Raw genomic sequence first — 25,057 nt, 5'->3', positions numbered from 1 at the left:
CGCCTTTTTCTTTTTCTCACTTATTGGTTTCGTTATACCTGCGGTAACACACCGCGATTACGCACACTTTACCTCTCGCTGAGTGGCTAATGAGCTATGCGGACTGGTGTTTAACTTTAGGCCAAATAAAAACCTAAGTATTAAAAAGCGCTTGGCGACTTCGTATGTCAGTGCGCACCCCACAACGGTTATTAGCGTTATTAAAATAAATTCTCCGAGTGTCGACGATACACGGGAGCTCAAAAAGAACGCCGCCACCACAATTATCGTTTGATGCACCATATAGTAAGGCAACACGCCTTTGTTCAAATAGCTCACCACCTTACTCGGGTTAGACAAATATTTTCGACCGAACCCCAATATTGCTGCCAACCATGCCCAGTGATTAAGTACAACGATTACACCAACCAAAACACGAAACCCTGGCGACGACTCCATCAACTGCCCTGTAGGGCCTAGCAAGTCGTGCCGATCTAAAATTATGACGCTGTAAAGTACTATCGCAATGGTTAAGCTTACGTAACGGGACCTCATAATTGCAGCATACAATGCGGGTCTAAGCGCGACCACAATACCTACCAGCATCACAAAAAAGTACTTTGCATGACTATACCAATCATTAAGCAAGTCGTGAGACGTGGGATAAGCTACTCGTAGCTCCAGCCATATGGCAGTCATGATCGTAACCACTAACACGCTAAACAGCGCCAAACTATCGAGTACTCTCAACGCCCTTACTTCCACAAATCTGATAAGCGGGAAAAACAGCAATATGAAAGCGCTATACACAAAAAGGTAAGGTAAAAACCAAAGGTGATTCCACGTCAGTAAGCCAATTACCGATTGTTTGTCGATAAACAAGTCAGTATTTGGATTAATGTAAGCAACGTAGAACTCGCTAAACGGCATGGCTAGTGCTCCGCTGACTGTCCACTCTACATAAACTTGTGGCGCGACGATAACAAACATACCGAAAACAAGAGGAATTAATATCCGCAACGCCCTCTTCCCCAGTAGTGAAAGTGATACACGCCAGCGAGAAGTCGCTTGGTCATAAGCGCGGCGCAGCACGACGGTAAATACCATGGCAGAGATCAAAAATAATAAAGACATACGCCATTAGTTGGTCAATATCATCACGTCTTGTAGTAGTGGAAATTGCACGTCGCTTTTTATATGCCAGCCCCACTCTAAAACGTAATACATTCCGATGTGATAAAAAATGAGTACACCAAATGCGATGACACGCAGCGCATCCAACTCGAAATAACGCTGAGTGACAGGACTCTCGACCACGGCCGTCTCTCTCGCCTCCCCCTTTGAAGTTGTATTAACAAACCTTGCTTCCTGATCAACATATGCTTGCGTCAATGTCCTCACTCCTATTCAATAGTGCTTAACTAATGTGTTGCATCTAATGTGATAGACCTCCAACAGCAAACGCCTAAGTGACGAGAATTAAGGGAAAAAGGGTTAAACGGTGAATAACTGGGATGAAAAATGGAGTCAGTTTCTTAGGGATTCTGAATCAAAACATAAATACGCTGCATTTGTTTTGCTTACAGCCTATTTGTTTATAAACAATTCAATCAATGCTGCGTCTAGTTGGACTGAATTTTCTCGAAGTGACAATAACAGCGTAGCACTTTGGGAGCCGTACGTTTGGGAATACTCGAGTGCTTTGAGCACCGCTTTGCTCGTCATCCCATTAATTATCGCTATACGTACACTCGATCAGAAGGTAAAAGTGGGGGCGACATGGCTTGGGTGGCATTTTGCCTTCGCCAGTTTATTTTCGGTAGCCCATGTATCATTAATGGTAGCATTTCGAAAGCTCGTCTATTTATTCTCTGAACGCAATTATGACTTTGGGATATGGCTCAATGAGTTCATCTACGAATATCGAAAGGATGTATGGGGCTATATTACTCTGATTACTTTTTACTATATTGCACGGTTTGGCTATCAACGCTTAATTGGTGAAGCATCACCTATTACACGCGACACATCACAGATAACGAATGACAACGTGGCCAGCACCTTACCTGACTATTTATTGGTGAAAAAGCTCAATAAGGAGTTTTTGGTTCAAGTCACCGACATACAGCGAGTAGAAGCCTCAGGAAACTACATTAACCTTCATACTCACGTGGGCGTTTACCCCTTGCGTTATACCCTTGGCCGGTTTTGTGAAGAAGGAGCACATCAAGGCTTTATGCGAGTGCACCGGTCGCACGCAGTGCGAATACCTGCCATTGTGTCTATAAGTTATGAAGAAACAGGGGATGGAACAATAATGCTCAATAACGGTCAATCAGTAGCGCTTTCCAGGCGATATAAAGATGATCTGAAACAAGCATTAGCCCCCAATCAATAGTAAATTCCACTTTTGATAAAGCGTAAAAAAACCGCATCGTAGATGCGGTTTTTGTACGTTTCAAGCGTGTAAAACTAAGGCATAGGATCTAAATCTGCGCCTTCCTTTTCCACTTGTGGTGGCATTAGGTCTTCTTTACTAATACCCAATGCAAGTGCCACTGAACTTGCGATATACACCGATGAGTAAGTACCAACCACTACACCGAATAACAAGGCGGTTGCAAATCCGTGAATAAGCGCCCCACCCTTGTAGAATAGTGCAACCAATACCAACACCGTGGTTAATGATGTGATGATAGTACGGTTTAGGGTTTGCGTTAGCGAGATGTTGATAATCTCAACAGGCTCACCTTTACGAATTTTGCGGAAGTTCTCACGAATACGGTCACACACAACGATGGTATCGTTAAGTGAATAACCAATTACCGCTAGTACCGCTGCAAGTACCGTAAGGTCAAACTCGATTTGAAGTACTGAAAACAAACCCAGCGTAAGTATAACGTCGTGAGCTAGTGCCGACACTGACCCTAGAGCGAATCGCCATTCAAATCGCATCGCGACATAAACTAGGATACACAAGAGTGCGACTAGCATCGCAAGGCCGCCCTGTTCGGTAAGCTCTTCACCTACGTTAGGACCTACGAACTCGATACGACGCATATCAACCTCAGTACCGTCAGCGCGCAAGGCAGCTAGTACCTGTTCACCAATAGTCACGGCTTTAACGCCATCACGAGGAGCAATGCGGATAAGTACATCTTGGCTGCTGCCAAAGTTTTGTACTATGGCATCTTCAAAATTCGCTTCGTTTAGCTGGGCGCGAATGCCTTCTAAGTTAGCAGCGTCCTCATAGCCAACTTCAATTAGCGTACCGCCAGTGAAGTCTAGCCCCCAGTTAAGGCTATTAACGCCTAGCGACACGAACGAACCTAAAATGAGTACCGTTGATAACACCATCGCAGGAATGCGAAGGCGCATAAAATTGACGGTATCGGATAGTTTTAATAATTGCATGTTACTTCCTTAAATCGCCAATTTCTCTACGCGTCGACCGCCCCATACTGCGTTAACAATAACGCGCGTAACTAGGATTGCGGTAAACATCGAGGTTGCTATACCAATCATCAGTGTAATCGAGAAGCCTTTAATTGGGCCTGTGCCCACGGCAAACAGGATTAAGCCTGCAATGAAGGTGGTAATGTTAGCATCTAGAATGGTAGAAAAAGCACTGTCGTAACCCTGATGAATGGCATGCTGTGGGCTGCGGCCGTCACGTATCTCTTCTCGTATACGCTCAAAGATAAGAACGTTTGCATCTACCGCCATACCAACGGTCAGTACAATACCTGCCATACCCGGTAGCGTAAGCGTTGCACCAGGGATCATCGACATAATGCCTACAATCATAACTAGGTTTGTAATCAGAGCGATGTTAGCTACCACACCAAACGCTTTGTAGTAAATCAACATGAAAACAAGTACCGCTGCCAGACCATACATAATAGCCTGCATGCCCAGCTCAATGTTTTCTTTACCCAAGCTTGGTCCAACCGTACGCTCTTCAACAATTTGAATTGGCGCAATCAGTGCACCTGCGCGAAGTAGCAACGCTAAGTCACGGGCTTCTTTCGGTGAATCAAGACCTGTGATTTGGAACTTGCTACCCAGCTGCGCACGAATAGTCGCAACCGAGATCACTTGCTCGTGTTTTTCAAACACTAGCTTGCCGTCTTTGTTACGTTCGCCAGTCGACTTGTATTCGATAAACACCGTAGCCATTGGTTTACCAATATTGCCACGGGTTGAGCGAGACATCTTATTACCGCCTTCAGAATCAAGCGAGATGTTTACGTTCGGAAGTCCGTACTCATCAACACCGCTATTCGCATCAATAATATGGCTACCGGTAAGCATAATACGCTTTTCAAGTAGCTGAGGAATGCCTTGCTGATCTTCAATCACTTGAGAGCCAGGAGGAACGCGGCCGTTCAATGCATCACGGATATCGTTCTTCTGATCTACCATGCGAAATTCTAGTGTTGCTGTGGCATTAAGAATCTCTTTCGCACGGGCGGTGTCTTGAATACCTGGAAGCTGCACAACGATGCGATCAGCACCTTGCTTTTGTACAAGCGGCTCAGCCACACCAAGTTGGTTTACACGATTACGAATAATGGTAATGTTTTGCTTAACCGCGTTGTCGCGAATTTCCTGAAGCTTGCTTTCAGCAAAAATAGCGCGAAGTGTTAAGTCGTCCACCTGGTTAAAGGTTAGGTCGCGACTTTGGTTGCGCAAAAAGAACTCTGCCTTGTCTAGCGCATCTTCATCACGGAACGTAATGTCGATATGATCGTCAACCTGTTTTACACCGCGATAACGAATGCCCTCTTCACGCAGCGAAGTACGGAAACCACCCTCTGCGTCTTCTAGCGACTTAGCAATCACTTCGGTCATATCCACTTCCATCAAGAAGTGAACACCACCGCGAAGGTCAAGACCTAGCTTCATTGGCGCGCCACCTAGGCCTTCAAGCCATTCTGGCGTGTCAGGGGCAAGGTTCATAGCCACGTAGTAGTCATCACCAAGCGCCTTTTCAAGCGTTTCGCGCGTTACAAGCTGGGTGTCAGAATCCGAAACGCGAACTAATATTTGTTCGTTCTCAAATTCAACACGTTTTGGAGAGATATTCTTTTCACTTAGCGCGGCTTTTACTTGTTCCACAGTGGCGTCAGTTACCACAGCGTCACGGCCTGCTGAGATTTGTACGGCGTGATCTTCACCGTAAATGTTAGGAAGCGCATAAAGTGCACACATTGCAACCACAATGAGTGCACTCAGTACTTTCCAAATAGAGTTTTTGTTTAGCACTGGATAATCCTTTCGTGCCAGTACCGGGAAGCGTCCCGGCCCCGGCTTTTGTTACTTACAGTGACTTCATCGTGCCTTTAGGCAGCACAGCAGTTACTGAAGACTTCTGAACAACGATGTTGTTTGAATCGTTAAGTGCAACTTCAATGAAGTCTTTTTCTTCTGACACTTTAGTGATTTTTCCTACCAAACCACCTTGTGTTAACACTTCATCGCCTTTGCTAAGTGACGAAACTAGGTTTTTATGCTCTTTTACACGCTTAGCCTGTGGACGGTAAAGCAAGAAGTAAAAGATTAAACCAAATACAGCTAGCATGATGATCATTTCCATGCCGCCACCTTGCGGCGCACCAGCAGACTGTGCGTAAGCGTTAGAGATAAATAGGCTCATAAAATTCCCCAAATATTATCGTTGTTATAGTGCCGGAACCGGCAACCCTTTTTGTTCATAAAATTCTTGTACAAACTCATCAAGCGTACCTGCGTCAATCGCATCGCGAAGACCCTGCATCACGCGCTGATAGTAGCGAAGGTTATGGATGGTGTTTAAGCGCGCACCCAAGATTTCGTTACACTTGTCCAAATGATGTAGATAAGAGCGAGAATAGTTTTTACAAGTGTAGCAATCACAATTCTCATCTAATGGCGAGGTGTCGTTTCTGTGTTTCGCATTGCGAATCTTCACTACGCCTTCAGTCACAAACAGGTGACCGTTTCGGGCGTTACGCGTGGGCATTACACAGTCAAACATATCGATACCGCGACGCACAGACTCTACCAAATCTTCAGGTTTACCCACGCCCATTAAATAGCGAGGTTTATCTTCCGGAATTTTAGGCGCGGTATGATCGATAATGCGGATCATATCTTCTTTCGGCTCACCTACTGAAAGACCACCAATGGCGTAACCGTCAAAGCCAATAGCTTCAAGGCCAGCAAGTGAAACGTCGCGCAGACCTTCGTACATACCGCCTTGAATGATACCAAACAGTGCCGCTGGGTTATCGCCATGGGCTTCTTTACTACGTTTGGCCCAACGTAGCGACATTTCCATTGAAACGCGCGCTTCTTGTTCAGTAGCGGGGTACGGCGTGCACTCATCAAAAATCATCACGATGTCAGAGCCCAAATCGCGCTGAACTTCCATCGATTTTTCAGGCGTAAGTAAGATCTTTTCGCCGTTTATCGGAGAGCGGAATGTTACACCTTCTTCGGTAATTTTACGCAAATCACCCAAGCTAAACACTTGGAAGCCACCCGAATCCGTAAGGATTGGCTTGTCCCAATTCATGAAGTCATGTAGGTCGCCATGCTGGCGAATAATGCCTGTACCAGGACGAAGCATCAGGTGAAACGTGTTTCCAAGACAGATGTGTGCACCGCTGTCTTTTAATTCTTCAGGGGTCATTCCCTTAACAGTACCGTATGTACCTACGGGCATGAACGCCGGGGTTTCAACAACACCGCGTTCAAACACCAAACGACCGCGTCGTGCTCGGCCTTTGGTTTTTAACAACTCAAATTGCATGTGAAAGCATTCCCACTTTGGTGCGCTTTTGCGCTGGGTATAAAAATAAATTGGCGGCGATTATACCAGTAATTCGGCTGAGATCATGCCCCGTATCTATGTTTATCTGTAACTAAGCTAGAAAGGCCTGCAAAACACCGATTTAAACGCCTAATGTCCTTGGGCAATTGTGCTTAGGCGCGTTCAATAAACATAGAATCACCGTAGCTAAAGAATCGATATTCTTTCTCTATCGCTTCTTGATACGCCTTCATGACATTCTCTTTGCCAGCAAACGCGCTAATTAACATCATTAGCGTGGACTCTGGAAGGTGAAAATTGGTGAACATTGCGTCTACCACTTTAAACTCAAAACCAGGGTAGATAAAAATCTCAGTATCTTCGTTAAATGGCGCAATAACTTCCTCGTCACCGCGCTCTGCACTTGCCTTTGCCGCTGACTCCAAGGAGCGTACTGACGTGGTACCCACTGCAATAACACGTTTACCGTTGGCCTTTGTGGTTAGAACAGCGTCAACAACGTCTTGTGGTACTTCGGCGAACTCTGCGTGCATTTTGTGCTCTTGAATATTATCAACGCGCACAGGCTGGAATGTACCCGCGCCAACGTGCAACGTTACAAAGGCCAAATTCACGCCTTTTTCTTTTAACGCAGCCAGTATTGCATCGTCAAAGTGTAGCCCTGCAGTAGGCGCCGCAACCGCGCCCGGCTTTTGATTGTAAACGGTTTGATAGCGCTCTTTGTCTGAACTTTCATCGGGACGGTCGATGTAAGGAGGTAGCGGCATGTGGCCATGGGCTTCCAGCAGCGTTAATACGGTCTCATCGTGGTCAAACTGTAAAATAAATAGCGCATCGTCTCGCCCTGTCACCGTAACATTCACTTTTTCTTCAAGAATCAGCTTAGATCCAGGCTTAGGCGCCTTGCTCGCGCGAACATGCGCTAACGCTGTATTGTCTGATGTGATGCGCTCGATCAGCACCTCAACCTGACCACCCGTTTCCTTTTTGCCCAGTAAACGTGCAGGAATAACTCGCGTATTGTTGAACACCAAGAGGTCACCCGGCTCTACAAATTTCAGCATGTCAGCGAACATCGTGTGCGCTACATTGCCAGTCTTCCCATCTAAATGTAACAAGCGACTCGCTGTACGTTGCTGAGTTGGGTATTTGGCGATAAGTTTTTCGGGTAGCTCGAAGCTAAAATCTGATAGTTTCATAAATACGACTAAATTACGGCATAAAAGTTAGACAAAAGTAGAATATTAAGTGCTATTTAAGTTGCAACTAAAGGCTAATAAAAATAGATCTACAGATTAAGCCAAAGTCAAAATAAAAACATAAAATGTTAATTATCAACAAATTAAAAGTTAACGTATATTATAAAATAACTTTATATTGAACAATATACGTACAATTCAATTTATTAAATAGCACTTAACTCCTTAAACGGTTAAGATACCTGCAGATAGTGATGATGTTCTCCCATAAACATTCCTTATCATTCGTACCCAGCACTTGCTGGGTATTTTTTTATCTGCTTATTTTCCCTGCCTACCTTCACTCATCGCAACGTTATTGCGAAGCTTCGATTCCTCTGCGCGACAGGTTAGTTGAATATCGATATCTTATAAACGGCGGTATTTTACGCTGTTTATTGCTGAAGATCAGTTAAGATTTCCTCTAAAAGCGCCGCATCTAATGGACGCGCCTTCAACACGTACAAAATCTGCAGAAGTAAATCGGCGCCCATAATACCTTTATTTACTTTATTTCTAAGGTTATCTGCGCTTTGCTCCACGCCAATCTCTTCCAGCCTTTGGCTTAACGCTTGATATTTTACGCCGCGCACAGACATCTCAGATTTCACGACTCTTGCTACCGTTTGCCGCCACGCATTTTTAGCACCTTGCGTATTTCCAGTGTTCACACAGCCTCCCAAAACCACACAAATGTGATATATATTTTACAAAAACACACTTTTTTACACTTATAGCATGCATTTAATGTTGACGATTATGGCACAACAGGTCTACACTGCAAGTCTAGATATTGGCGAAGATGAAAATAGTCGTTACAGTAACTTCGGTGGTTAATACAGCAAAGTATCTGTTTTTAATAAAGTGCAGTTGTATAACACACCACTTACACGACATTCATTTTCACAACTATCGCTTCAATAATTAAAGGAGAAAGGTATGAGCTGGGAACTGGAAAGCATCGAAGCCTTATTTAAAGAGCATGATGACTTTGTGGTAACACGTGAGGAAAACTGCTTACTTATTGCTAATCAAGACGGCATAGATGCCTGGCTTGCTATCAGCGGAGAGCAGATCTTAGTAGAGAGTCTTTTGTTTGCAGCGTCGGAAGTAAAAGATAAGCCAGCGCTAGATCATGAAATATTGTCTACTCATATGGTGTTCCCTTTGACCACGGTAGGCATTTCAAACATTGGTGGTGAAGAGTACTACACTGCCTTTGGTGCGCTAAGTGCCCAGTCAAAAGCCGAAAGTATCGTTATTGAAGTGGAAACCCTGTTTCAGAATGTTGCATCTTTCTTAGATGCCTACGAAACACACCTTAACTAAAATTTACTTCTAAGGAGAAGCGAATGTCAGTGTGGAAAAAATTAGTAACTGCAGTAAAAGGTGGTGCAACCGAAGCTGCTCAATCTGTCGTAGACAGTCAGGCTATTCGAATTCTGGAACAAGAAATTAGAGAAGCCAAAGAAGAATTGCGTAAGTCAGACCATGCACGTACCCAAATCTTGGCAAAGTGTAAACTTTCTCAGCAAAAAGTGGATAGCTTCAATTCGTCAATTGCGGAATACGAAGCTCACGCGCGCAAAGCCATCGATAGCGACCGCCAACTCGCGCTAGACTGTGCGCAAAAGGTGTCTGAACTTAAAGAAGAACGAGACCAAGAACAAACATATCTTGATCAGTTCCAGCAGTCAGAAAAGCAGCTGGCACAAAATATCCAACAGGCGAAAGCGAATTTACGTCGCTTAGAGCAGCAAGTGGATATGGTAAAAGCCACTGAAAGCGTTCAGAAGGCGCAAGTAGCGGTTTCTTCACGCCACATGGGTGCGAATAGCAAAATGAAAACGGCGACAGAGTCACTGTCACGTATTCAAGATAAGCAAAAGATGCGCAATGCTGAACTACAAGCTGCAGAAGAGTTAGCAAATAATGAATCGAGCAGCGATCTAGAAAAACGTCTAGCCGAAGCGGGCATTAAAGGTGGTAAAACCTCGGCCGATGACGAGCTAGCGCGAATTCTAGGCAAGTAAGTTAGAAAAATGGGAGCTACGCGCTCCCATTTTTAATTCTTGTTACAATAATTTCCTGCGTAAATTACCGTTAAGTAAAGCGCTAACCTAGACAAATCAAGTACTTCAAGGCAGAGTAAGGGCACGCATAACAAGGGCTGTTTCTTTTATGTCTCCATGGATAAAACTGCGAAAAATCATGCTGCAATATTTTGCAGAATCACGCTGGTACACTATTGTCGGTGCCACCGCCTTTTACGCAGTAACAAGCTATTGGCTACTTTACGCTGCAGACGAGCACGATTTAATTACCAACGCCGACTTTATTTACTGGCTGGCGGTCACCGCCTCTACAGTGGGCTATGGTGATTTATCTCCCGTCACGCCAGCGGGAAAACTGGTTGTAGCGCTTTACGTCATACCGCTTGGTTTGAGTATCTTCGCCATGGTAATTGGCCGGATTGCAGCTTGGGTTTCATTAACGTGGAAGAAAGGATTGTTGGGTATGAATAGCTTGATGCTAGATGAACATATCTTAGTAATTGGGTGGAATGAGCAGCGTACTATGCTACTGCTTGATTTAATACTTCAAGAACGCGATGCCATGCCAGAGCGCCCTGATATTGTGCTGTGTGTGAAGGCCGATATCACTAACCCCATGCCTGGCGTGATTGAGTTCGTGAAGGTAGATTCGTTTAACAAAGACGAAGATATGGATCGCGCCTGCGTGTCCACCGCCCGAACTATTCTTATCGATAACCCACAAGACGATGTCACCATGACTACCGCGCTGTATTGTACTAAGCGTAATCCTGATGCACATCAGGTGGCCTATTTTGATGATGATAGCCTAGTCAGCTTACTTCAGGATCACTGTCCTAAAGTGGAGTGTACACCCAGCGTGGCAATAGAAATGTTAGTTAAAGCCGCTTTTGATCCTGGTTCTAGTATGCTTCATCACGACTTGCTGAGTATTGAAGAGGGCCAAGCGCAATTTTCAGTAAAAATACCAGAAAGTAGCCACGCCATTTCTGTTGCTAAGTTATTTATTAACTTGAAACGTAAACACGATGCCATCTTTATTGGTTATGCGCCAAATGGTCTTGTGAAAGAAATGGTGGTAAACCCACCGTTGGACGTTACGTTAAACCCGGGAGACACCTTGTTTTATATTGCTGAGCGCCGCATTAATGCAATTAACTGGTCTTCTCTAGACGCTGATTAAGAGGCGTAAACATGTTTAGTAAACTATTTAAAAAATCAGAACCTAAAAAACCTAAGTCGCCAGAAATAATGGGGCTTTATTTAGGTGGCTCTTTCGAGTTAGATAACTTGAAACTTTCGCTATTAGAACCGGAGCTCACTATTGAAGGCGCAGCCCGTTCTCAATTAATTCAAGCGGTAGGTGAAGCGCCCTTAGATACAGGTGGCACTCTGCTTCGCTTTTACACCGACGACGATGGATTTTTACAGGTGGTCACCGACGGCGGCTTGTCTGAGAATCACATTACCGATGTTAAGCTGTGGCACTTTTATGAAACGAAAACCATTGGTAATACTGCTCAGTGGAACGAATGCTTGAAAAACGTTATCAGCCAGCCCACCTATGAGCTTGACGGTAAGGTCTATACCCGCGTGTGGGGGGCAGTGGGCGATGAGTCACCGCCTGTTGCCGTCACTGAAACTACCTATGAAGAAGATGGTGATGTGAGTACCACTGATCAGTTTATGATGCTGTATGAACGCCCAATCAGTAACGATAGAGTTGAAACCCTGCTTGTTGTGGGTGAAGAAAAGCAAGTAGGTAATAATTTAGATAGATGTTTGGTGATTTCAACGGGGTTTGATGTTGAACCTGCAGATATCACTATAAACGGTTAATAAAAAGGGAATAACTATGGATACGATCATGCAATCTTTGGCTGGCCTTGATAACTTTGCGCTTTACTTCGGCTTGTCGATTGTTTTTTTGTTTATCTTCAAATTGGTGTACGCATTGGTCACACCTCACGATGAATGGAAGCTGGTAAAAGAAGAGAAAAACGTTGCCGCTGCCATCGGTTTTGGTGGTGCTATAATCGGTTTTGCTATCGCCCTTGGCAGCGCAGCTTCAAACTCGGTTGCTGTAGTAGATTTTGCTATTTGGGCGCTTGTTGCTGTGATTGCACAATCCCTAGCGTTTGCCATTTTGCGTTTTAGCTTTATGCCGAAAATCGCTGAGCGCATAAACAATAACGAAGTTTCTGCGGGTGTTATGCTTGCCAGCATGTCTATTGCCGTAGGCTTACTCAATGCCGCTTGCATGACCTATTAAGGGGGCAGCGATGACTGATAAACGAAACACTCAGCTTGATGTTGTTGATAGCGTGCAAGGTGAAAAGCCCGCATTAAAACGCACCAAACATATTGACCTTGGTCGCATGCGCAAAGGTTTTAGCGTGAAGCCTTTAGCATTGGGTGTGGCCAGCGTTATTTTAAGTGGTTGTGGCGGCGAAAAAGAAGACGCCACCATTTACACCTCACTAGAAGACTGTAAACAGGATTTTCCTGATGCAGTAGAGCGTTGTGAAGCTGCCTACCAGACAGCTGTCGACGAGGCCATGCGCACCAGTCCGCGCTTTAGCTCTGAGTACGACTGCGAACATGAATTTGGCCCTAACCAGTGCCAATATGTGAATAATAGTAGCGGCAGCTTTTTCATGCCGTTCATGGCAGGCTACATGGTGAGCTCTCTACTATCGCCAAATCGCTATTACTCACAGCCCTTATATACTTCCTATTCATATAATTCACCGTTTCGTTCACGCTGGATAACGGCAGACGGCTATGTATTCGACGGCGACATTCGCAAAAGAAAATATCGCGTAAACAAAGACGTTTATAAGCCTAAGCCTACCGTGAACCGTACAATGAAACGAGGCGGGTTTGGTAGCAGCGTTCGTGCAAAATCGTCTTGGGGTAGCAGCAGCCGTAAAGGCGGCTGGGGCGGATAACTATGTTTAGAATGCCTTGCCAGCCTCGCAAAGGCTGGCAGCAGTTGGCTAACGAGTTTGGTTTTCATTTCCACACCATGTATGGCGAGCCGTATTGGGATGAAAGTGCCTACTACCAATTCACGCTAGCGCAAATTGAAAACGACATTGAAGACCCCACAGCCGAGCTACATCAAATGTGCTTGGCAGTGACCGAAGATGTGGTTAATAGTGAGGAATTACTTACTCGTTTTCGGATCCCAGAGCAACATTGGGACTTAGTAAGAAACAGCTGGCAGGAAAGAGCCCCCAGTTTGTATTCACGCCTTGACCTTGTCTACAGTGGCAAAGGGCCAGCTAAGCTGCTAGAAAACAATGCAGATACGCCCACCAGCTTGTATGAATCTGGGTTCTGGCAATGGCTGTGGCTTTCACAAAATGTGGATGCCGGCAAACTAGCCCTGCACGCTGATCAGTTCAATAGCTTGCAAGAAAAATTAGTTCATCGCTTTCGCGAAATAGCATTGCACTACAACATTAATCAACTGCACATGGCGTGTTGTAAAGATACCGTAGAAGACCGCGGAACAGTGCAGTACCTACAAGACTGCGCTACAGAGGCCGGGCTTTTAGCTGACTTCGTTTTTATTGAAGACATTGGGTTGGCGGACACGGGCGTTTTTACCGATCTTCAAGACGCGCCAATTACCGACTGCTTCAAGCTTTATCCTTGGGAGTTTATGCTGCGCGAAGAGTTTGGCGATGTGTTAGAAGATGCCCAAGTTAATTGGATAGAGCCCCCATGGAAATCGATAATTTCCAATAAAGCCTTGCTTCCTCAGCTTTGGAAGAAATTTGAAGGCCACCCTAACCTGCTTCCCGCTTATTTTTCAGATGAAAAAAACACAAACACACTATCAGGAAAGTGGATTAAAAAGCCTCTGTTTTCTAGGGAAGGCGCGAATGTTTCTATCATTGAAGGTGGAATTGAGAATAAGCTTAGCGATGGTCCTTACGGCGAAGAAGGCTATATTGTTCAAGCATTTGAACCTTTACCCGTTTTTGAAGGTAACCATACACTCATAGGTAGTTGGTTGGTAGATGACATGCCAGCAGGTATTTCAGTAAGAGAAGATGCATCTGCTATTACCCAAGATCTCTCTCGCTACCTTCCTCATATTATTTTGTAATCTACTTTAGGGGCGTTCGATGAAGCCGCTTTCTTTCCAAATTCGCGTTCTGCTGACGCTAGGTGCATTGTTAATAGTCATAGAAGTAGCAAACTTACTCACCGGCAATGCACTTAATCAGTTTGGTGTAGTGCCTCGCACACTGTCAACCTTGCCATATATATTCACAGCCCCTTTCCTTCATGGTACACCCACGCATTTGATGGCTAACTTGGTGCCTCTTTTGCTGTTCATGTGGCTTACTATGCAGTGGGGAAAACGCACGTTTCTTATCGCTACGCTAAGCGCACTGCTTATAGGTGGTTTGGGCGTGTGGCTGTTCGGTAGAAGCGCTACGCATATTGGCGCGAGCGGCATGGTATATGGCTACTTCGGCTTCCTCGTGCTAGCAGGGTTTAGAAGTAACAAAGTGCGGTATTTGCTTATTTCACTAGTAGTTGCAGCGCTATACGGAGGAATGCTGGTTGGTGTGCTTCCCACATCTAAATTTATTTCCTTTGAATATCATCTGTTTGGCTTTATTGGTGGCTTATTTGCCGCATGGCACTGGGCACGCTAATTAGTTTACGTATAATTAGCCTCAAGATAAGACGTTGTAATTAGATATGTCAGCAGTACAAGAACCTACACAAAAAAACCAAGGCTTTTTCGGCAACCTCGCGTTTAACATTGTTATTCCTGTGGTGCTAATGAGCTATGCAAGTTCGGAAGATTACCTAGGCCCTGCGTGGAGCATTGTGGCGGCACTCAGCTTTCCTATTGGTTATGGCCTATGGGATTTAAAAGAGTCGGGAAAGGTCAACGGCTTTTCTATTTTAGGCATTATCAGCGTACTACTTACCGGCGGGTTTAGCTTACTTAAACTGCCTGCCGAGTATATTGCGATAAAAGAAGCCGCTATCCCAGGCATTATCGGTATTGCTGTACTGGTAACCCAATACTCCAATAAACCCTTGGTCAAAATGCTAATTTTGAACGACCAAATCATAAACTGGCCACACCTAAACCAAGTTCTTGATGCGAAAGGAAAACAGAGCGAGTTTAAAAAGAAAGTCGCGGTTAGCTCTTACATCGTAGCGAGTTCGTTTTTCCTCTCTTCTGCACTAAATTATATCTTGGCAAAAATGATATTGGTCAGTGAGCCGGGCACTACGGCATACACTGAAGAACTTGGCCGAATGACTGCGCTTAGCTACCCAGTTATTGTGATCCCGAGCATGATTTTGCTTATTGCAGCGCTCTGGTATTTGTTTGCTCAAATCAAAAAAATTACTGGCGAAGAACTCGATAACTTTATTAATCAGTAAAAAGATAATCGATAAGGGGCTTAACGCCCCTTTTTGTATTTAACACCAGTCCGCATAGATCATTACCCACAACCAAGGCTGTTACATATCTACTATCCTAAGCCATCAAAGCAATATCCTGAGCCGCCCAACGGTATTGGCCCATCAAATTCCTACACCGCTTTTAACCAAAAAGCGTGAGTATTACGTATACTCTCAATGATAAAAATAACCCACTCTATTAGAACATGTTGGCGCTAATTTAAAGCGCGCATTGCGCCTCTAGCATTACGCCATTAGCGCTGAATATTGCATATTGCATATTGCATGCATTCTCGCTCCTTCATGTTCACACTAAAACGGTTCAATACGAAACTGCGAATTATGCTGACAATAAAAGACTTAAAGAAATCTTTTTCACAGACAGGGGCTCCGCTCATCAACAACCTTAACCTTACCGTAAAGACAGGTGAATCGGTGAGTATTCAGGGGGCTTCTGGCTGCGGTAAATCTACCTTGCTGTCGCTTATTGCTGGGTTTGAGACGCCCGACGGTGGAGATATTTCGGTAAATGGATTGTCGATTGCTGGCAATAGCAAACTCGATAATACATTTAAAGCGAAGGATATTGATAATTTTCGCAAACAGCATTTAGGTATTGTGTTTCAAAGCTTCAATCTATTCGACTGCTTTAATGCGTGGGACAACATTGCCTTTACTGCAAGGCTAAAAGGTAATGTAGATAACGACTACCAATTAGCGTTAATGGAGCAGCTTGGGATATTACCCCTAGCGCAAAAGCCGCTAAGTCAGTTATCTGGCGGTGAACAGCAGCGCTGTGCCATTGCTAGAGCACTTGTACATCGCCCCTCGCTTATTTTGGCCGACGAACCCACCGGCAATTTAGACGAAACCACTAGCGAAACCGTGTCTGACTTACTCTTTAAAACTTGTAAAGAGGCCAATACTTCTCTTGTTGTGGTAACTCATAGCCAAGACGTCGCAGTAAAAGCAGACGCCGCTTTGCGACTACATAAAGGGGTATTAGAGAGTGTGAAATATAAAACTAAAGAACAGACCTTATCTTCACCAGTAGCAGCAAGCTAATTACGGGTGAAAAATGTTAGCGATATGCGCCCTGTGAAAAACCCACCGAAAACAGCAAGTAGGAAGATAACGTGCTACGCACTCTACTGTTAGCGCTCTCTAGCTTACTTGCAATGGCAAGGCACAGGCCGTGGGAGCCTTTGCTCATTATGGCCGCAATTATACTGGCCAATGCTGGCTTGGTTACCGTTTTGCTTATAAACGAAGGCGCCACACAAGGTGACCTATTACAGTCGAAGCAAGGGCTTACCTTGGGCAGTATCATCACTCCAGCAGACAGTAGAGCTCGCTTTACACAAAGCGATTATGCCACGCTTCGCAAGCAGGGTTTTACCCAGCTTGTTGCGATAGCTGAAAGAGACATCACCCTATCGTGCAATGGCAGCGAGCCCACAGCAACAACTCTCAAATTACTTGGTGTTGATACTCAGCCTCTTCTAGGAAGTGCATTTAGAACGAGAGGTTTTGAGGCGCCTGCCCTAAACGATAGCGCTGTTTCACTTTCCTATTTATCGCAAAATGCGAAGAAATTTAGTGAAATGGAAAACCAGCAGACGCCAGCGGGTCGCGTATTACGCTCAAATTCTGGGGGCGACTTCGCTGTAAATGGGCTTTTTCACCCCTTAACGAACGCAAAACTAGCCTGTCACGACACGCTCAATGATACCGATAGAAAATCCGCGCTTAGCCCCTATTGGCCTGCAACGGTTAGCGCGTATGTGAGCAGCTTTGCCCCGCAAGATACAATTTTGATTTCCATCGATGAGTTTTACAGAGCCGGGGTAACGATTGAGAATGATGAACCTGTTAAGCCTGTTGTTCCAGACAATACTGAACGCGCGCAAGAGCAACAAGTAAAGCAACAGAAAGCTTACGTCCCACTTTCCGGGTTTATTGCACTTTCACCGCTATCACAGCAGCATTTAACCCAAATAGAAACCCTACTTGGAATACCTGTAAAGCAAACCTCTAATAATACAGACAATGACACCGGTTCGTTGCCAGATAGTTTTAGACTAAATCTTTGGGCGATGAGTGGACTGATGGGCGTTGTGGCGCTTTTTATAGTACTTAACGCGCTAAACTTGATGTACCGCACGCGGCTACCCAATATCATTCGTTTACGTCAGCTGGGCATATCTCAGCGAATTTTAAGCGTTGCCCTATTCACCGAGTTGCTTGTTTACTGCGTAATAAGTATTCCAATTGGCATGCTCATCGGTTTTCAAGCGGCGTCATGGTTGTCACCTGTGATAAACGGTACATTTACGTCATTGTTTAACGCCGTATTTGTTAACCCAGACGTTAATCTGCTTGTCACCTTCGGCTTCGCATTAACAACGACCTTTATATCGCTGGTTGTTTTTTCGTTAGTTTCTATCATTAAGCTTTCAAATGCCCTAACCGTAGCGCCTGCCAAAAAAGAAAACGCGTTAGGCCAATTTGCCGTAGGTCTTATCTCATTATGTGCCCTACTACTGTTATTTATCGCTGAGAAGTTCGTATCTTCTACTGCTTCAGCACTTTTCTTTGTTGCATTGTTACTTCTTACCAGCTGCGCACTAGTACTTCTTTGGTTACCCATTTTGTCTAGGCTGCTGACTAGATTTGTACCAAAACAGTGGCCCGTGTTCCACTACGTCATTGCTAATATGCATTTACTGTCTAGTAAAACCCGTCTTGCCGTTTGTGCATTCTTTATCGCGCTTACCGCAAATATTGGTATGAATACCATGACGGACAGCTTTAGAGACGCCACTGAACAATGGTTAACCCAAAGGCTTTACGCGCCTTTCTATCTGTACACCGACGCGCCACTTAGACGTATTGAAACGTTATCTACCAAATCGTTACCACCGCTTGTTTTAACTCCTTTACTTAAGGCAGAGGGAGCTGTCATTGGCTCATATGCTCAAGAAGAGACACATAAAGAGATACATAAAGAAACACGTGAAGTCAGTAATAGCCCGCCCACTTACGTTTCTATCAGTAGCTACCCCGTTCACCAAAATGGTAAAAAGGCGCTTGTCCTCGATGGTGTAATAAACAACGACCTCAACACAGTATGGCGTGAGTTTACAGAAGGAAAAGGGGTATTCATCAATCAGCAATTAGCATTTACCCTTAACGCTAAGTTAGGACACACGCTAGATGTAGAAAATATTCGCATTCGTAAAACTGCGAATTCAAGTTCTTCGGCGATTAATACATCTAACGAGGCGTATAGCTCGCCACAAGATAAAACTACTGACCCAACACAAGGCTCACAAAGCAGTTCGTCGAACTCAAACGTATTTGCAGCGACGCCTCAATGGAAAGTACTGGGTATTTATCCCGACTACGGTAACCTGAACGGGCAAATATTAGTGCCTCTTCCCTCATTTAATCGAAACGATGTCCTTATCAGGGATCAACTTTTTTCCGGTGTAGTGGCTATTTACCCAGCGCCGCCTATTGAGACTAACGTGATAGGCGACAACAAACAAAGCACCTTTGGAAAGGACATCCTCGAACAGCAGCTAAAATCACAGTTAGGGGAACACCGCGAAATTGCCCTTTATACCCGACAAGCGCTGTTAGATACCTCTATGCAGACCTTTGATCGTACCTTTGTATTAACCGACGGCCTTAACATTACCACCCTATTGGTGGCGGGCGTCGCCTTCGCTGTTTCGCTGACGGTGCTAACCATAGGCAGCGCAGCGCAGTTATCTGTATTGCGTGCCCTTGGCGTTAGTCAGCTTAAAGTAAAAGCATCTCTGTTTGCGCAATATCTGCTGCTTTGTTTTATCTCAGCCTTGCTCGCCATTCCTTTTGGCGTGTACTTGGCCAATGTCTTTATTCAACAAGTAAACCGGCATGCGTTTAACTGGGTTTACCCACTTTCTCTTAATATACAGGTTATTCTCTCTAGCGTCGGGTTATCACTGCTTATCGTTTCACTGGTGCTGTTGTTACCTTTAGGAAAACTTAAGCCGAAAATTGATTTAAGGCAGGAAGTTCAGCTATGAAAAAACATTTAGGTAGTGCCAACACCACGTTTTTGCGATTTAAAGCCAACATCTTTTTAGTACTTGTAGCTGTTTGTTTCACGTTGAGTGCATGTACTGAAAACCCAAAAGATGAAAGCGAAACTCTGGGAACCTCCACGCCAAACGGCTTTTTTGGAAACATGCAGTCGAGTGACGCCTTTACGCCAGTAAAGCGGGGCTATACTGTTGCATTACCGCGCGATCACATGAGTCATCCCGATTTTCAGTTAGAGTGGTGGTACCTCACGTTTGTGTTAAGCGCTGAAGACGGGCAAGAGTTCGGCCTTCAATATACGCTTTTTCGTTTCAATACTGGGCTAGACGCCCCTCAAAGCACTAAGGCTAATGCTAATGCTAATGCTAATGCTAATGCTAATGCTAATGCTAATGCTAAAAAGAGTGCTGAAGGTAGCGCCGAAAGTAATGCCAAAAGTAATTACAAAAGTAGCGCCGAAAGTAGTACTAGTCATATCTCTGAAGATAACCTCCATACTAACGCTAATAGCCATATCGCGAGAAACTGGACCAATGGCCAGCAGTGGATGGGACATGCTTCGCTGCACACCGCTGAACAGCATTATTTCGAAGAACGATTTGCAAGCGGTGGTGTAGGTAATGTCTATGTGAATCAACAACCCTTTACGACAGTTATTGACGATTGGGTTTGGAAAGCGGCACAGGCGGAGGTCCAAACAGGTGCAGAAAGTAAAGCCATGTTCCCGTCCGTATTAACTTTCTCTTTCGGGCAAAGCAGCACGCTTCATCCGCTTAAAACACGTGAAAAAATCCCCGCTACCGCTGCAGACAGCTTATCAGAATTAAATGACGCGCCAAGCGTTAGCGCCGTCAAAATAGCGCTTAACCTAAACACCTCTGGGCCTTTCATCAAACAGGGTGATAACGGCTACAGTAAAAAAACACAAGACGAACGCCTTCGCTCCTACTATTACAGCCAGCCGTTCATTAACGCGGAAGGTACGTTAAACATAGAGGGCAATAGCGTAAAAGTTGCGGGTAAAGGCTGGTTTGATCACGAATGGACGAGCCACCTAGCCAACAGTGAAGCCATGGGATGGGATTGGTTTTCGCTGCATTTAGACGATGGAAGTAAATTGATGGCGTTTCGCATGCACGCCATGAATGAAAACATGAAAAATAGCAAAAGCAAACACAGCGAAATATTCACAACGGCTAGCTATATAGCGGAAAATGGCACGAAAGAAACTATCGACCAAGCCAACGTATCAATTACGCCAACGGCCTATGAAACAATCAACGAGGGAGAGTCAGCTCGCTCTGTTCCCACCGCTTGGCGCATTCAAATACCAGAAAAAGATATCGACCTATCCATTCGCCCGTTCAAGGAAAGCCAATGGAATAACAGCTTATTTCCCTATTATGAAGGGCGAGTGGATATAAAAGGCTCCCATTCAGGGAGCGGCTTTATGGAATTGACAGGCTACTAAGGCCTGTTGACCTTTGATATACAGCGAAGCGTAATAGCCCCTAATAAATAGACCAATTGATGCGTTCACTTAGCGATGTCAAAGCCGCCACACCTAGCTGAGAATTACCCACGCTATTAAGCGCTGGCGAAAATACGCATATTGAAAAGCGTCCTGGTACAACAGCCACTATCCCTCCACCTACGCCACTTTTACCCGGCAAGCCTACTTTAAAAGCAAAGCTCCCAGCTTCGTCATACATACCACTAGTCGCCAGAAGCGCGTTCACTTGTTTGGTTTGATAAGGCGTTAGCACCTTTTCATTTGCGCAAGTAGAAAAACCTGCGTTAGCAAGAAAGCTCGTTGAGCGCGCCAAGTCCTCACAACTCATTTCTAGCGCACAGTTGTGAAAATAATTACGAAGCACATCTTCCACTTCGTTTTCAAAATTTCCGTAGGCTTTCATCAAATATGCCATTGCTGCATTGCGAGAACGATGCTCGTATTCAGACTCCGCCACCACCTTGTTTACCACGATATCGCCGTTACAGCTTAAGCGTCTTACGAAATCTCGCATGGCAATATAAGGGGAAGCAAACCGAGATTGCACCATATCACTAACCACCAGCGCACCGGCATTAATGAAGGGGTTGCGGGGAACACCGTTTTCATATTCCAACTGTACAAGAGAATTAAACGGCAGACCGGATGGCTCGCATCCAACTCGCTCCCACATGGTTTCACCATAGTGATTGATAGCTAAAACAAGATTAAAGACTTTTGAGATACTTTGAATAGAAAAAGGAACGCTCGCATCGCCTATCGACGTTATTTGACCGTTTGTATCGCAAATTGAAATGCCAAATTGCCGTGGATTAACCGTGGCCAACGCAGGGATGTAGTCGGCAACTTTTCCCATGCCCAACATGGGTTCAACTTCATCATAGATATCTTGAAGTAGTGCCAGCATTTCGTTTTTCATAGTTCCCCTTTCCTGTTTACCACAGATAAAAATAAAGCGCCTTGTTATAAAAACGCTGGCGCTTTAATTTCTATACAAACAATGTAGCGATTAGTTGCAGCGCCAATCTTCCTTAAAGTCACACAAGCCATCATCATCTTCGTCTGACGTAAGCTCAATGTTGGTCGATACCTTTTCTGATACTTTATTTGAATCGGAATCGATTATTACTGGCTGTTTTTTATCGATAAAACTGAAGATTGTTTTTGCAATATCCGTGTTATCAATTTGCCCCATAAGCGATTGATAACCAGCACCAAAAGCAAATACTTCAACATCTACACCAGTGTGACCGCCTGTTGTCCACCCCGTGTTTGTTTTGGTGTCTAAGAAGGTTTTTACTGCCATGAAGCGAGTTTCATCATCTTGATTTGATACGCTATCTAGCGTGGCAAGCTCTTCTTCATTCAACGACAAGCCAAGCTTCTGCGCCACAAATTCGCCAGGGTTCTCTTCATTTGCCATCTCTAAAGCAATTGTCATTACCGAGGCTGACATAGACTTAAGATGTTCAGGGCTCCAGCGGTAGTCGCCGTTTGCGCCAATGGTTAAGCCACCTGTGCTGTGATCCGCCGTCAAGATAACAAGAGTGTCAGGGTGTGCTTTTACATAATCTCGCAAATATTCCATGGTTTGCGCTAAATCGTGCATCTCAGCCATGGCAGACGCGATATCGTTTGCGTGACCAGCCCAATCTACTTGGCTTGCTTCAACGAGAAGAAAGAACCCATTGTCGTTTTCTAAGTGTTTAATAGCATGTTGAGTTAGGTACTCAAGACGATTTTTGCGCTTGTCATCTAATACCGCAGGCAGCGCTACTGGAGCAAACAGACCGAGAACATTACTTCCCGCAGGCACTGAAGCCAGACGGTTATATGAATCGGCATATTCGTAGCCAGCATCAATAAACTGCGCCAAAATATCTCTGTCATCGCGTTCAAAGTAAGACGTTCCACCGCCTAGCATCACGTCAGCGACAAACTTACCGTCCACGCGAACATCAAAGAAATCTTCAGCTATTTCGTTGTAGTTCTTACGGCTTTCGTTATGCGCAATGTATGACGCAGGTGTCGCATGAACAATTTGAGACGTTACTGCCAAACCAGTACGCATGCCTTTACTCTTAGCATGGTACATAACAGAGTTTACTGGTTGTTTATTTACATCAACACCAATTGCACCGTTGTATGACTTAACGCCAGTAGCAAGAGCGGTTGCAGCAGCGGCTGAATCAGTAACGTAACCAGATACTTGCGCAGGATACGTGGAAGCATTGCCCACTAAAATATCGTCAAACACAACCGATTCGATTTTCGGTGTTGACGGGTCATCTACATAATTACGATAAGCCGTGGTATAGGCAGGCCCCATACCGTCGGCTACAACCATTATTATATTTTTCGGTACACCTTTAGTTTGCGTACCGGTTGCACTTGCTGATTCGGTCATAGATTCAGTGATACCACAACCCGCAAGAACAGCAATAGACGCACAACTTAGTAGTGATGTGCGAACAAATTGTTTAATCATTTAAACTTCCCTGAGTAAGTAAGGTACCTACTGGCCTGGATACCCGCAGATACAACAATAACGACACTATCGCGAATGATTCTTTGGTGATCATAATGGTGTTAGCAAAGCGATAAGATGCAATAGTGTAAAGCAGGCTGGCAAGATGCTCAAAGCTTTTGGACAAAATAACGCAAGCATGAGATGACCAGATGGTCATCTCATTAAATTAGCAACTTTTAAGAAGGAAGCGACTACTTATTTTGTGATGAGAGGTATTCGCGCATGCGCTGTTGTGCCACGTCAACGAGCATGTCGGGCTGGAATTTGGAGATAAACCTGTTGCATCCAACTTTTTCTACCATGGCGTCGTTGAAGCTTCCGCTTAATGATGTGTTGAGTGCTATAAATAAATTGCTCATACGAGGATCGTTACGCACTTCGGAAGTAAGCCGATAGCCGTCCATTTCTGGCATTTCTGCGTCGGTAAACATTAGCAAAATTTCGTCGGTTGGATTCTTCCCCTCATCGGCCCACTTCGTCAGCAGCGCTAACGCTTCAGCGCCGTTTTTACGTTCGATGATTGTTATACCTAGCTGCTCTAACGTATCTTTAATCTGTTTTCTTGCTGTGCTTGAGTCATCTACTATCAACACTTTCTTGCCTAAGAAGTGGTTAACAATGTCTTTATCTAGCACTTCTTCAGAGATAGATGTGTCGTAATCGATGATTTCCGCGAGTACTTTTTCAACATCGATGATTTCTACCAGCTCTTGTTTACCCTCAACATTCACCTGAGTTATGGCGGTTAAATAATTGGATTTTCCAATGCCGCTAGGGGGTGGTTGAATGGTTCCCCACGATGTATTCACTATGTTTTTCACTTCACCAATAATGAAGCCCTGCACGCTTCTGTTATATTCAGTGATAATGACATTCTTCGCTGTTGCTTGCGTAGCTGCACCGCGCATTTTGATTGCCTGACGCAAGTCTATAATTGGAATGGAGCTTCCTCGGTAGTTCATCACGCCTTTCAGGTTGTGATGTGAACCCGGCATTATATTGAGCTTGGGTACGTTTATAACTTCTTTAATTTTAAAGACGTTCATGGCAAAAATGTGTCGCGTTCCCAGTTGAAACATCAAAAGCTCAAGCCTGTTTTCGCCAACAAGCTTGGTTCTTTGGTCAACTGACGACAATACACTACTACTCATAACACCCACTTTTCATATTATATATCAACAAGCTAAAACAAAAGCGCCCTCGTATCGGACAAGATTATTTAGCGTGAAGCTTTACGCCTAAATTTACCTTGCTCACACCGGCAAAGCTATTACCCTTTTAGCTAATAGACAGACGAAATAGTCAACACCAGCAAGCATTTGCAACCTACGTAAGTTATTTATTACCGACCACTTCTTACCCCACTGCTGCCCCATTGCCTTAAAA

At 44.7% G+C, this 25,057-nt stretch carries 24 protein-coding genes; 13 read left to right on the top strand and 11 right to left on the bottom strand.

From position 1 onward, the window contains the following. Positions 1 to 57: 57 nt before the first annotated feature. Both ACFI6J_RS09490 and ACFI6J_RS09485 read right to left on the bottom strand, forming a co-directional pair. Positions 58 to 1,113 carry an acyltransferase family protein gene (locus ACFI6J_RS09490; RefSeq protein WP_348670530.1) on the bottom strand — a complete coding sequence of 352 codons (1,056 nt, stop codon included), beginning with the start codon at positions 1,111 to 1,113 and terminating at the stop codon, positions 58 to 60. 6 nt (positions 1,114 to 1,119) lie between these two features. Further along, the gene (locus ACFI6J_RS09485; RefSeq protein WP_348670531.1) at positions 1,120 to 1,371 is read right to left on the bottom strand and encodes a hypothetical protein; all 252 of its coding nucleotides are present in this window, start codon (positions 1,369 to 1,371) and stop codon (positions 1,120 to 1,122) included. A gap of 109 nt (positions 1,372 to 1,480) precedes the next feature. On the opposite strand from ACFI6J_RS09485, the gene ACFI6J_RS09480 reads away from it, so the two are divergent. After that, positions 1,481 to 2,377 (top strand): LytR/AlgR family response regulator transcription factor, encoded by an 897-nt coding sequence (locus tag ACFI6J_RS09480; protein ID WP_338851876.1) that lies wholly within the window; start codon positions 1,481 to 1,483, stop codon positions 2,375 to 2,377. A gap of 74 nt (positions 2,378 to 2,451) precedes the next feature. Here the strand turns inward: ACFI6J_RS09480 and secF are convergent, their stop codons facing one another. From secF to ACFI6J_RS09450, 6 genes are all read right to left on the bottom strand, one after another. Next, complete coding sequence (gene secF, locus ACFI6J_RS09475; RefSeq protein WP_014977044.1) at positions 2,452 to 3,393, bottom strand: protein translocase subunit SecF; 942 nt, start codon at positions 3,391 to 3,393, stop codon at positions 2,452 to 2,454. 9 nt (positions 3,394 to 3,402) lie between these two features. Continuing rightward, complete coding sequence (gene secD, locus ACFI6J_RS09470; protein WP_014950187.1) at positions 3,403 to 5,247, bottom strand: protein translocase subunit SecD; 1,845 nt, start codon at positions 5,245 to 5,247, stop codon at positions 3,403 to 3,405. Between the two features lie 55 nt (positions 5,248 to 5,302). Continuing rightward, positions 5,303 to 5,638, bottom strand: coding sequence for a preprotein translocase subunit YajC (gene yajC / locus ACFI6J_RS09465; RefSeq protein WP_014999069.1), 336 nt, complete (start codon positions 5,636 to 5,638; stop codon positions 5,303 to 5,305). A gap of 24 nt (positions 5,639 to 5,662) precedes the next feature. Continuing rightward, positions 5,663 to 6,775: a tRNA guanosine(34) transglycosylase Tgt gene (gene tgt / locus ACFI6J_RS09460; protein WP_458726497.1), complete on the bottom strand. Its 1,113-nt coding sequence runs from the start codon at positions 6,773 to 6,775 to the stop codon at positions 5,663 to 5,665. Positions 6,776 to 6,948: 173 nt separating this feature from the next. After that, positions 6,949 to 7,995 (bottom strand): tRNA preQ1(34) S-adenosylmethionine ribosyltransferase-isomerase QueA, encoded by a 1,047-nt coding sequence (gene queA, locus ACFI6J_RS09455; RefSeq protein WP_049588006.1) that lies wholly within the window; start codon positions 7,993 to 7,995, stop codon positions 6,949 to 6,951. 434 nt (positions 7,996 to 8,429) lie between these two features. Next, complete coding sequence (locus ACFI6J_RS09450) at positions 8,430 to 8,705, bottom strand: DUF6471 domain-containing protein (protein WP_014950191.1); 276 nt, start codon at positions 8,703 to 8,705, stop codon at positions 8,430 to 8,432. Between the two features lie 268 nt (positions 8,706 to 8,973). Here ACFI6J_RS09450 and ACFI6J_RS09445 point away from each other — a divergent pair, with 268 nt between their 5' ends. The 12 genes from ACFI6J_RS09445 to ACFI6J_RS09390 all read left to right on the top strand — a co-directional run bounded on the left by ACFI6J_RS09445 (position 8,974) and on the right by ACFI6J_RS09390 (position 21,099). Beyond that, a complete protein-coding gene (locus ACFI6J_RS09445) occupies positions 8,974 to 9,363 on the top strand; it encodes a DUF2170 family protein (protein ID WP_014950192.1) in 390 nt (129 codons plus the stop codon). Between the two features lie 23 nt (positions 9,364 to 9,386). After that, on the top strand, positions 9,387 to 10,067 hold the full coding sequence (locus ACFI6J_RS09440) for a PspA/IM30 family protein (protein WP_014950193.1): 681 nt from the start codon (positions 9,387 to 9,389) through the stop codon (positions 10,065 to 10,067). 148 nt (positions 10,068 to 10,215) lie between these two features. After that, positions 10,216 to 11,271 (top strand): potassium channel family protein, encoded by a 1,056-nt coding sequence (locus ACFI6J_RS09435; protein ID WP_170826512.1) that lies wholly within the window; start codon positions 10,216 to 10,218, stop codon positions 11,269 to 11,271. An 11-nt stretch (positions 11,272 to 11,282) separates the two neighbouring features. Further along, complete coding sequence (locus tag ACFI6J_RS09430) at positions 11,283 to 11,927, top strand: YjfK family protein (protein WP_014979843.1); 645 nt, start codon at positions 11,283 to 11,285, stop codon at positions 11,925 to 11,927. A gap of 16 nt (positions 11,928 to 11,943) precedes the next feature. Further along, complete coding sequence (locus ACFI6J_RS09425; protein ID WP_014950196.1) at positions 11,944 to 12,360, top strand: DUF350 domain-containing protein; 417 nt, start codon at positions 11,944 to 11,946, stop codon at positions 12,358 to 12,360. 10 nt (positions 12,361 to 12,370) lie between these two features. Continuing rightward, complete coding sequence (locus ACFI6J_RS09420; protein WP_014977050.1) at positions 12,371 to 13,039, top strand: DUF1190 family protein; 669 nt, start codon at positions 12,371 to 12,373, stop codon at positions 13,037 to 13,039. 2 nt (positions 13,040 to 13,041) lie between these two features. Then, positions 13,042 to 14,208 carry a glutathionylspermidine synthase family protein gene (locus ACFI6J_RS09415; protein ID WP_252118801.1) on the top strand — a complete coding sequence of 389 codons (1,167 nt, stop codon included), beginning with the start codon at positions 13,042 to 13,044 and terminating at the stop codon, positions 14,206 to 14,208. Between the two features lie 19 nt (positions 14,209 to 14,227). Continuing rightward, a complete protein-coding gene (locus ACFI6J_RS09410) occupies positions 14,228 to 14,767 on the top strand; it encodes a rhomboid family intramembrane serine protease (protein ID WP_014950199.1) in 540 nt (179 codons plus the stop codon). A 46-nt stretch (positions 14,768 to 14,813) separates the two neighbouring features. Next, entirely contained in the window at positions 14,814 to 15,515 is a 702-nt protein-coding gene (locus tag ACFI6J_RS09405) for a VC0807 family protein (protein WP_014950200.1), read from the top strand. A 363-nt stretch (positions 15,516 to 15,878) separates the two neighbouring features. Then, positions 15,879 to 16,601, top strand: a complete 723-nt coding sequence (locus ACFI6J_RS09400) for an ABC transporter ATP-binding protein (RefSeq protein WP_283617530.1) — start codon at positions 15,879 to 15,881, stop codon at positions 16,599 to 16,601. Between the two features lie 71 nt (positions 16,602 to 16,672). Next, a complete protein-coding gene (locus tag ACFI6J_RS09395) occupies positions 16,673 to 19,612 on the top strand; it encodes an FtsX-like permease family protein (protein ID WP_462586067.1) in 2,940 nt (979 codons plus the stop codon). Beyond that, positions 19,609 to 21,099 carry a lipocalin-like domain-containing protein gene (locus tag ACFI6J_RS09390; protein WP_416022362.1) on the top strand — a complete coding sequence of 497 codons (1,491 nt, stop codon included), beginning with the start codon at positions 19,609 to 19,611 and terminating at the stop codon, positions 21,097 to 21,099. Before ACFI6J_RS09395 ends, ACFI6J_RS09390 begins: the two co-directional genes overlap by 4 nt. Positions 21,100 to 21,139: 40 nt before the next feature. On the opposite strand, the gene glsB is transcribed toward ACFI6J_RS09390, so the two are convergent. From glsB to ACFI6J_RS09375, 3 genes are all read right to left on the bottom strand, one after another. Beyond that, the gene (glsB, locus tag ACFI6J_RS09385) at positions 21,140 to 22,048 is read right to left on the bottom strand and encodes a glutaminase B (RefSeq protein ID WP_014979849.1); all 909 of its coding nucleotides are present in this window, start codon (positions 22,046 to 22,048) and stop codon (positions 21,140 to 21,142) included. Positions 22,049 to 22,150: 102 nt separating this feature from the next. Next, positions 22,151 to 23,629, bottom strand: a complete 1,479-nt coding sequence (locus tag ACFI6J_RS09380) for an alkaline phosphatase (protein WP_462586066.1) — start codon at positions 23,627 to 23,629, stop codon at positions 22,151 to 22,153. Positions 23,630 to 23,862: 233 nt separating this feature from the next. Next, positions 23,863 to 24,822: a chemotaxis protein CheV gene (locus ACFI6J_RS09375; RefSeq protein ID WP_239239245.1), complete on the bottom strand. Its 960-nt coding sequence runs from the start codon at positions 24,820 to 24,822 to the stop codon at positions 23,863 to 23,865. Positions 24,823 to 25,057: the final 235 nt, after the last annotated feature.

The organism is Alteromonas sp. G4i13 (assembly GCF_054960505.1).
The sequence above is the reverse complement of the archived record's forward strand: the minus strand, read 5'-3'. Positions and strand labels throughout refer to the sequence as shown.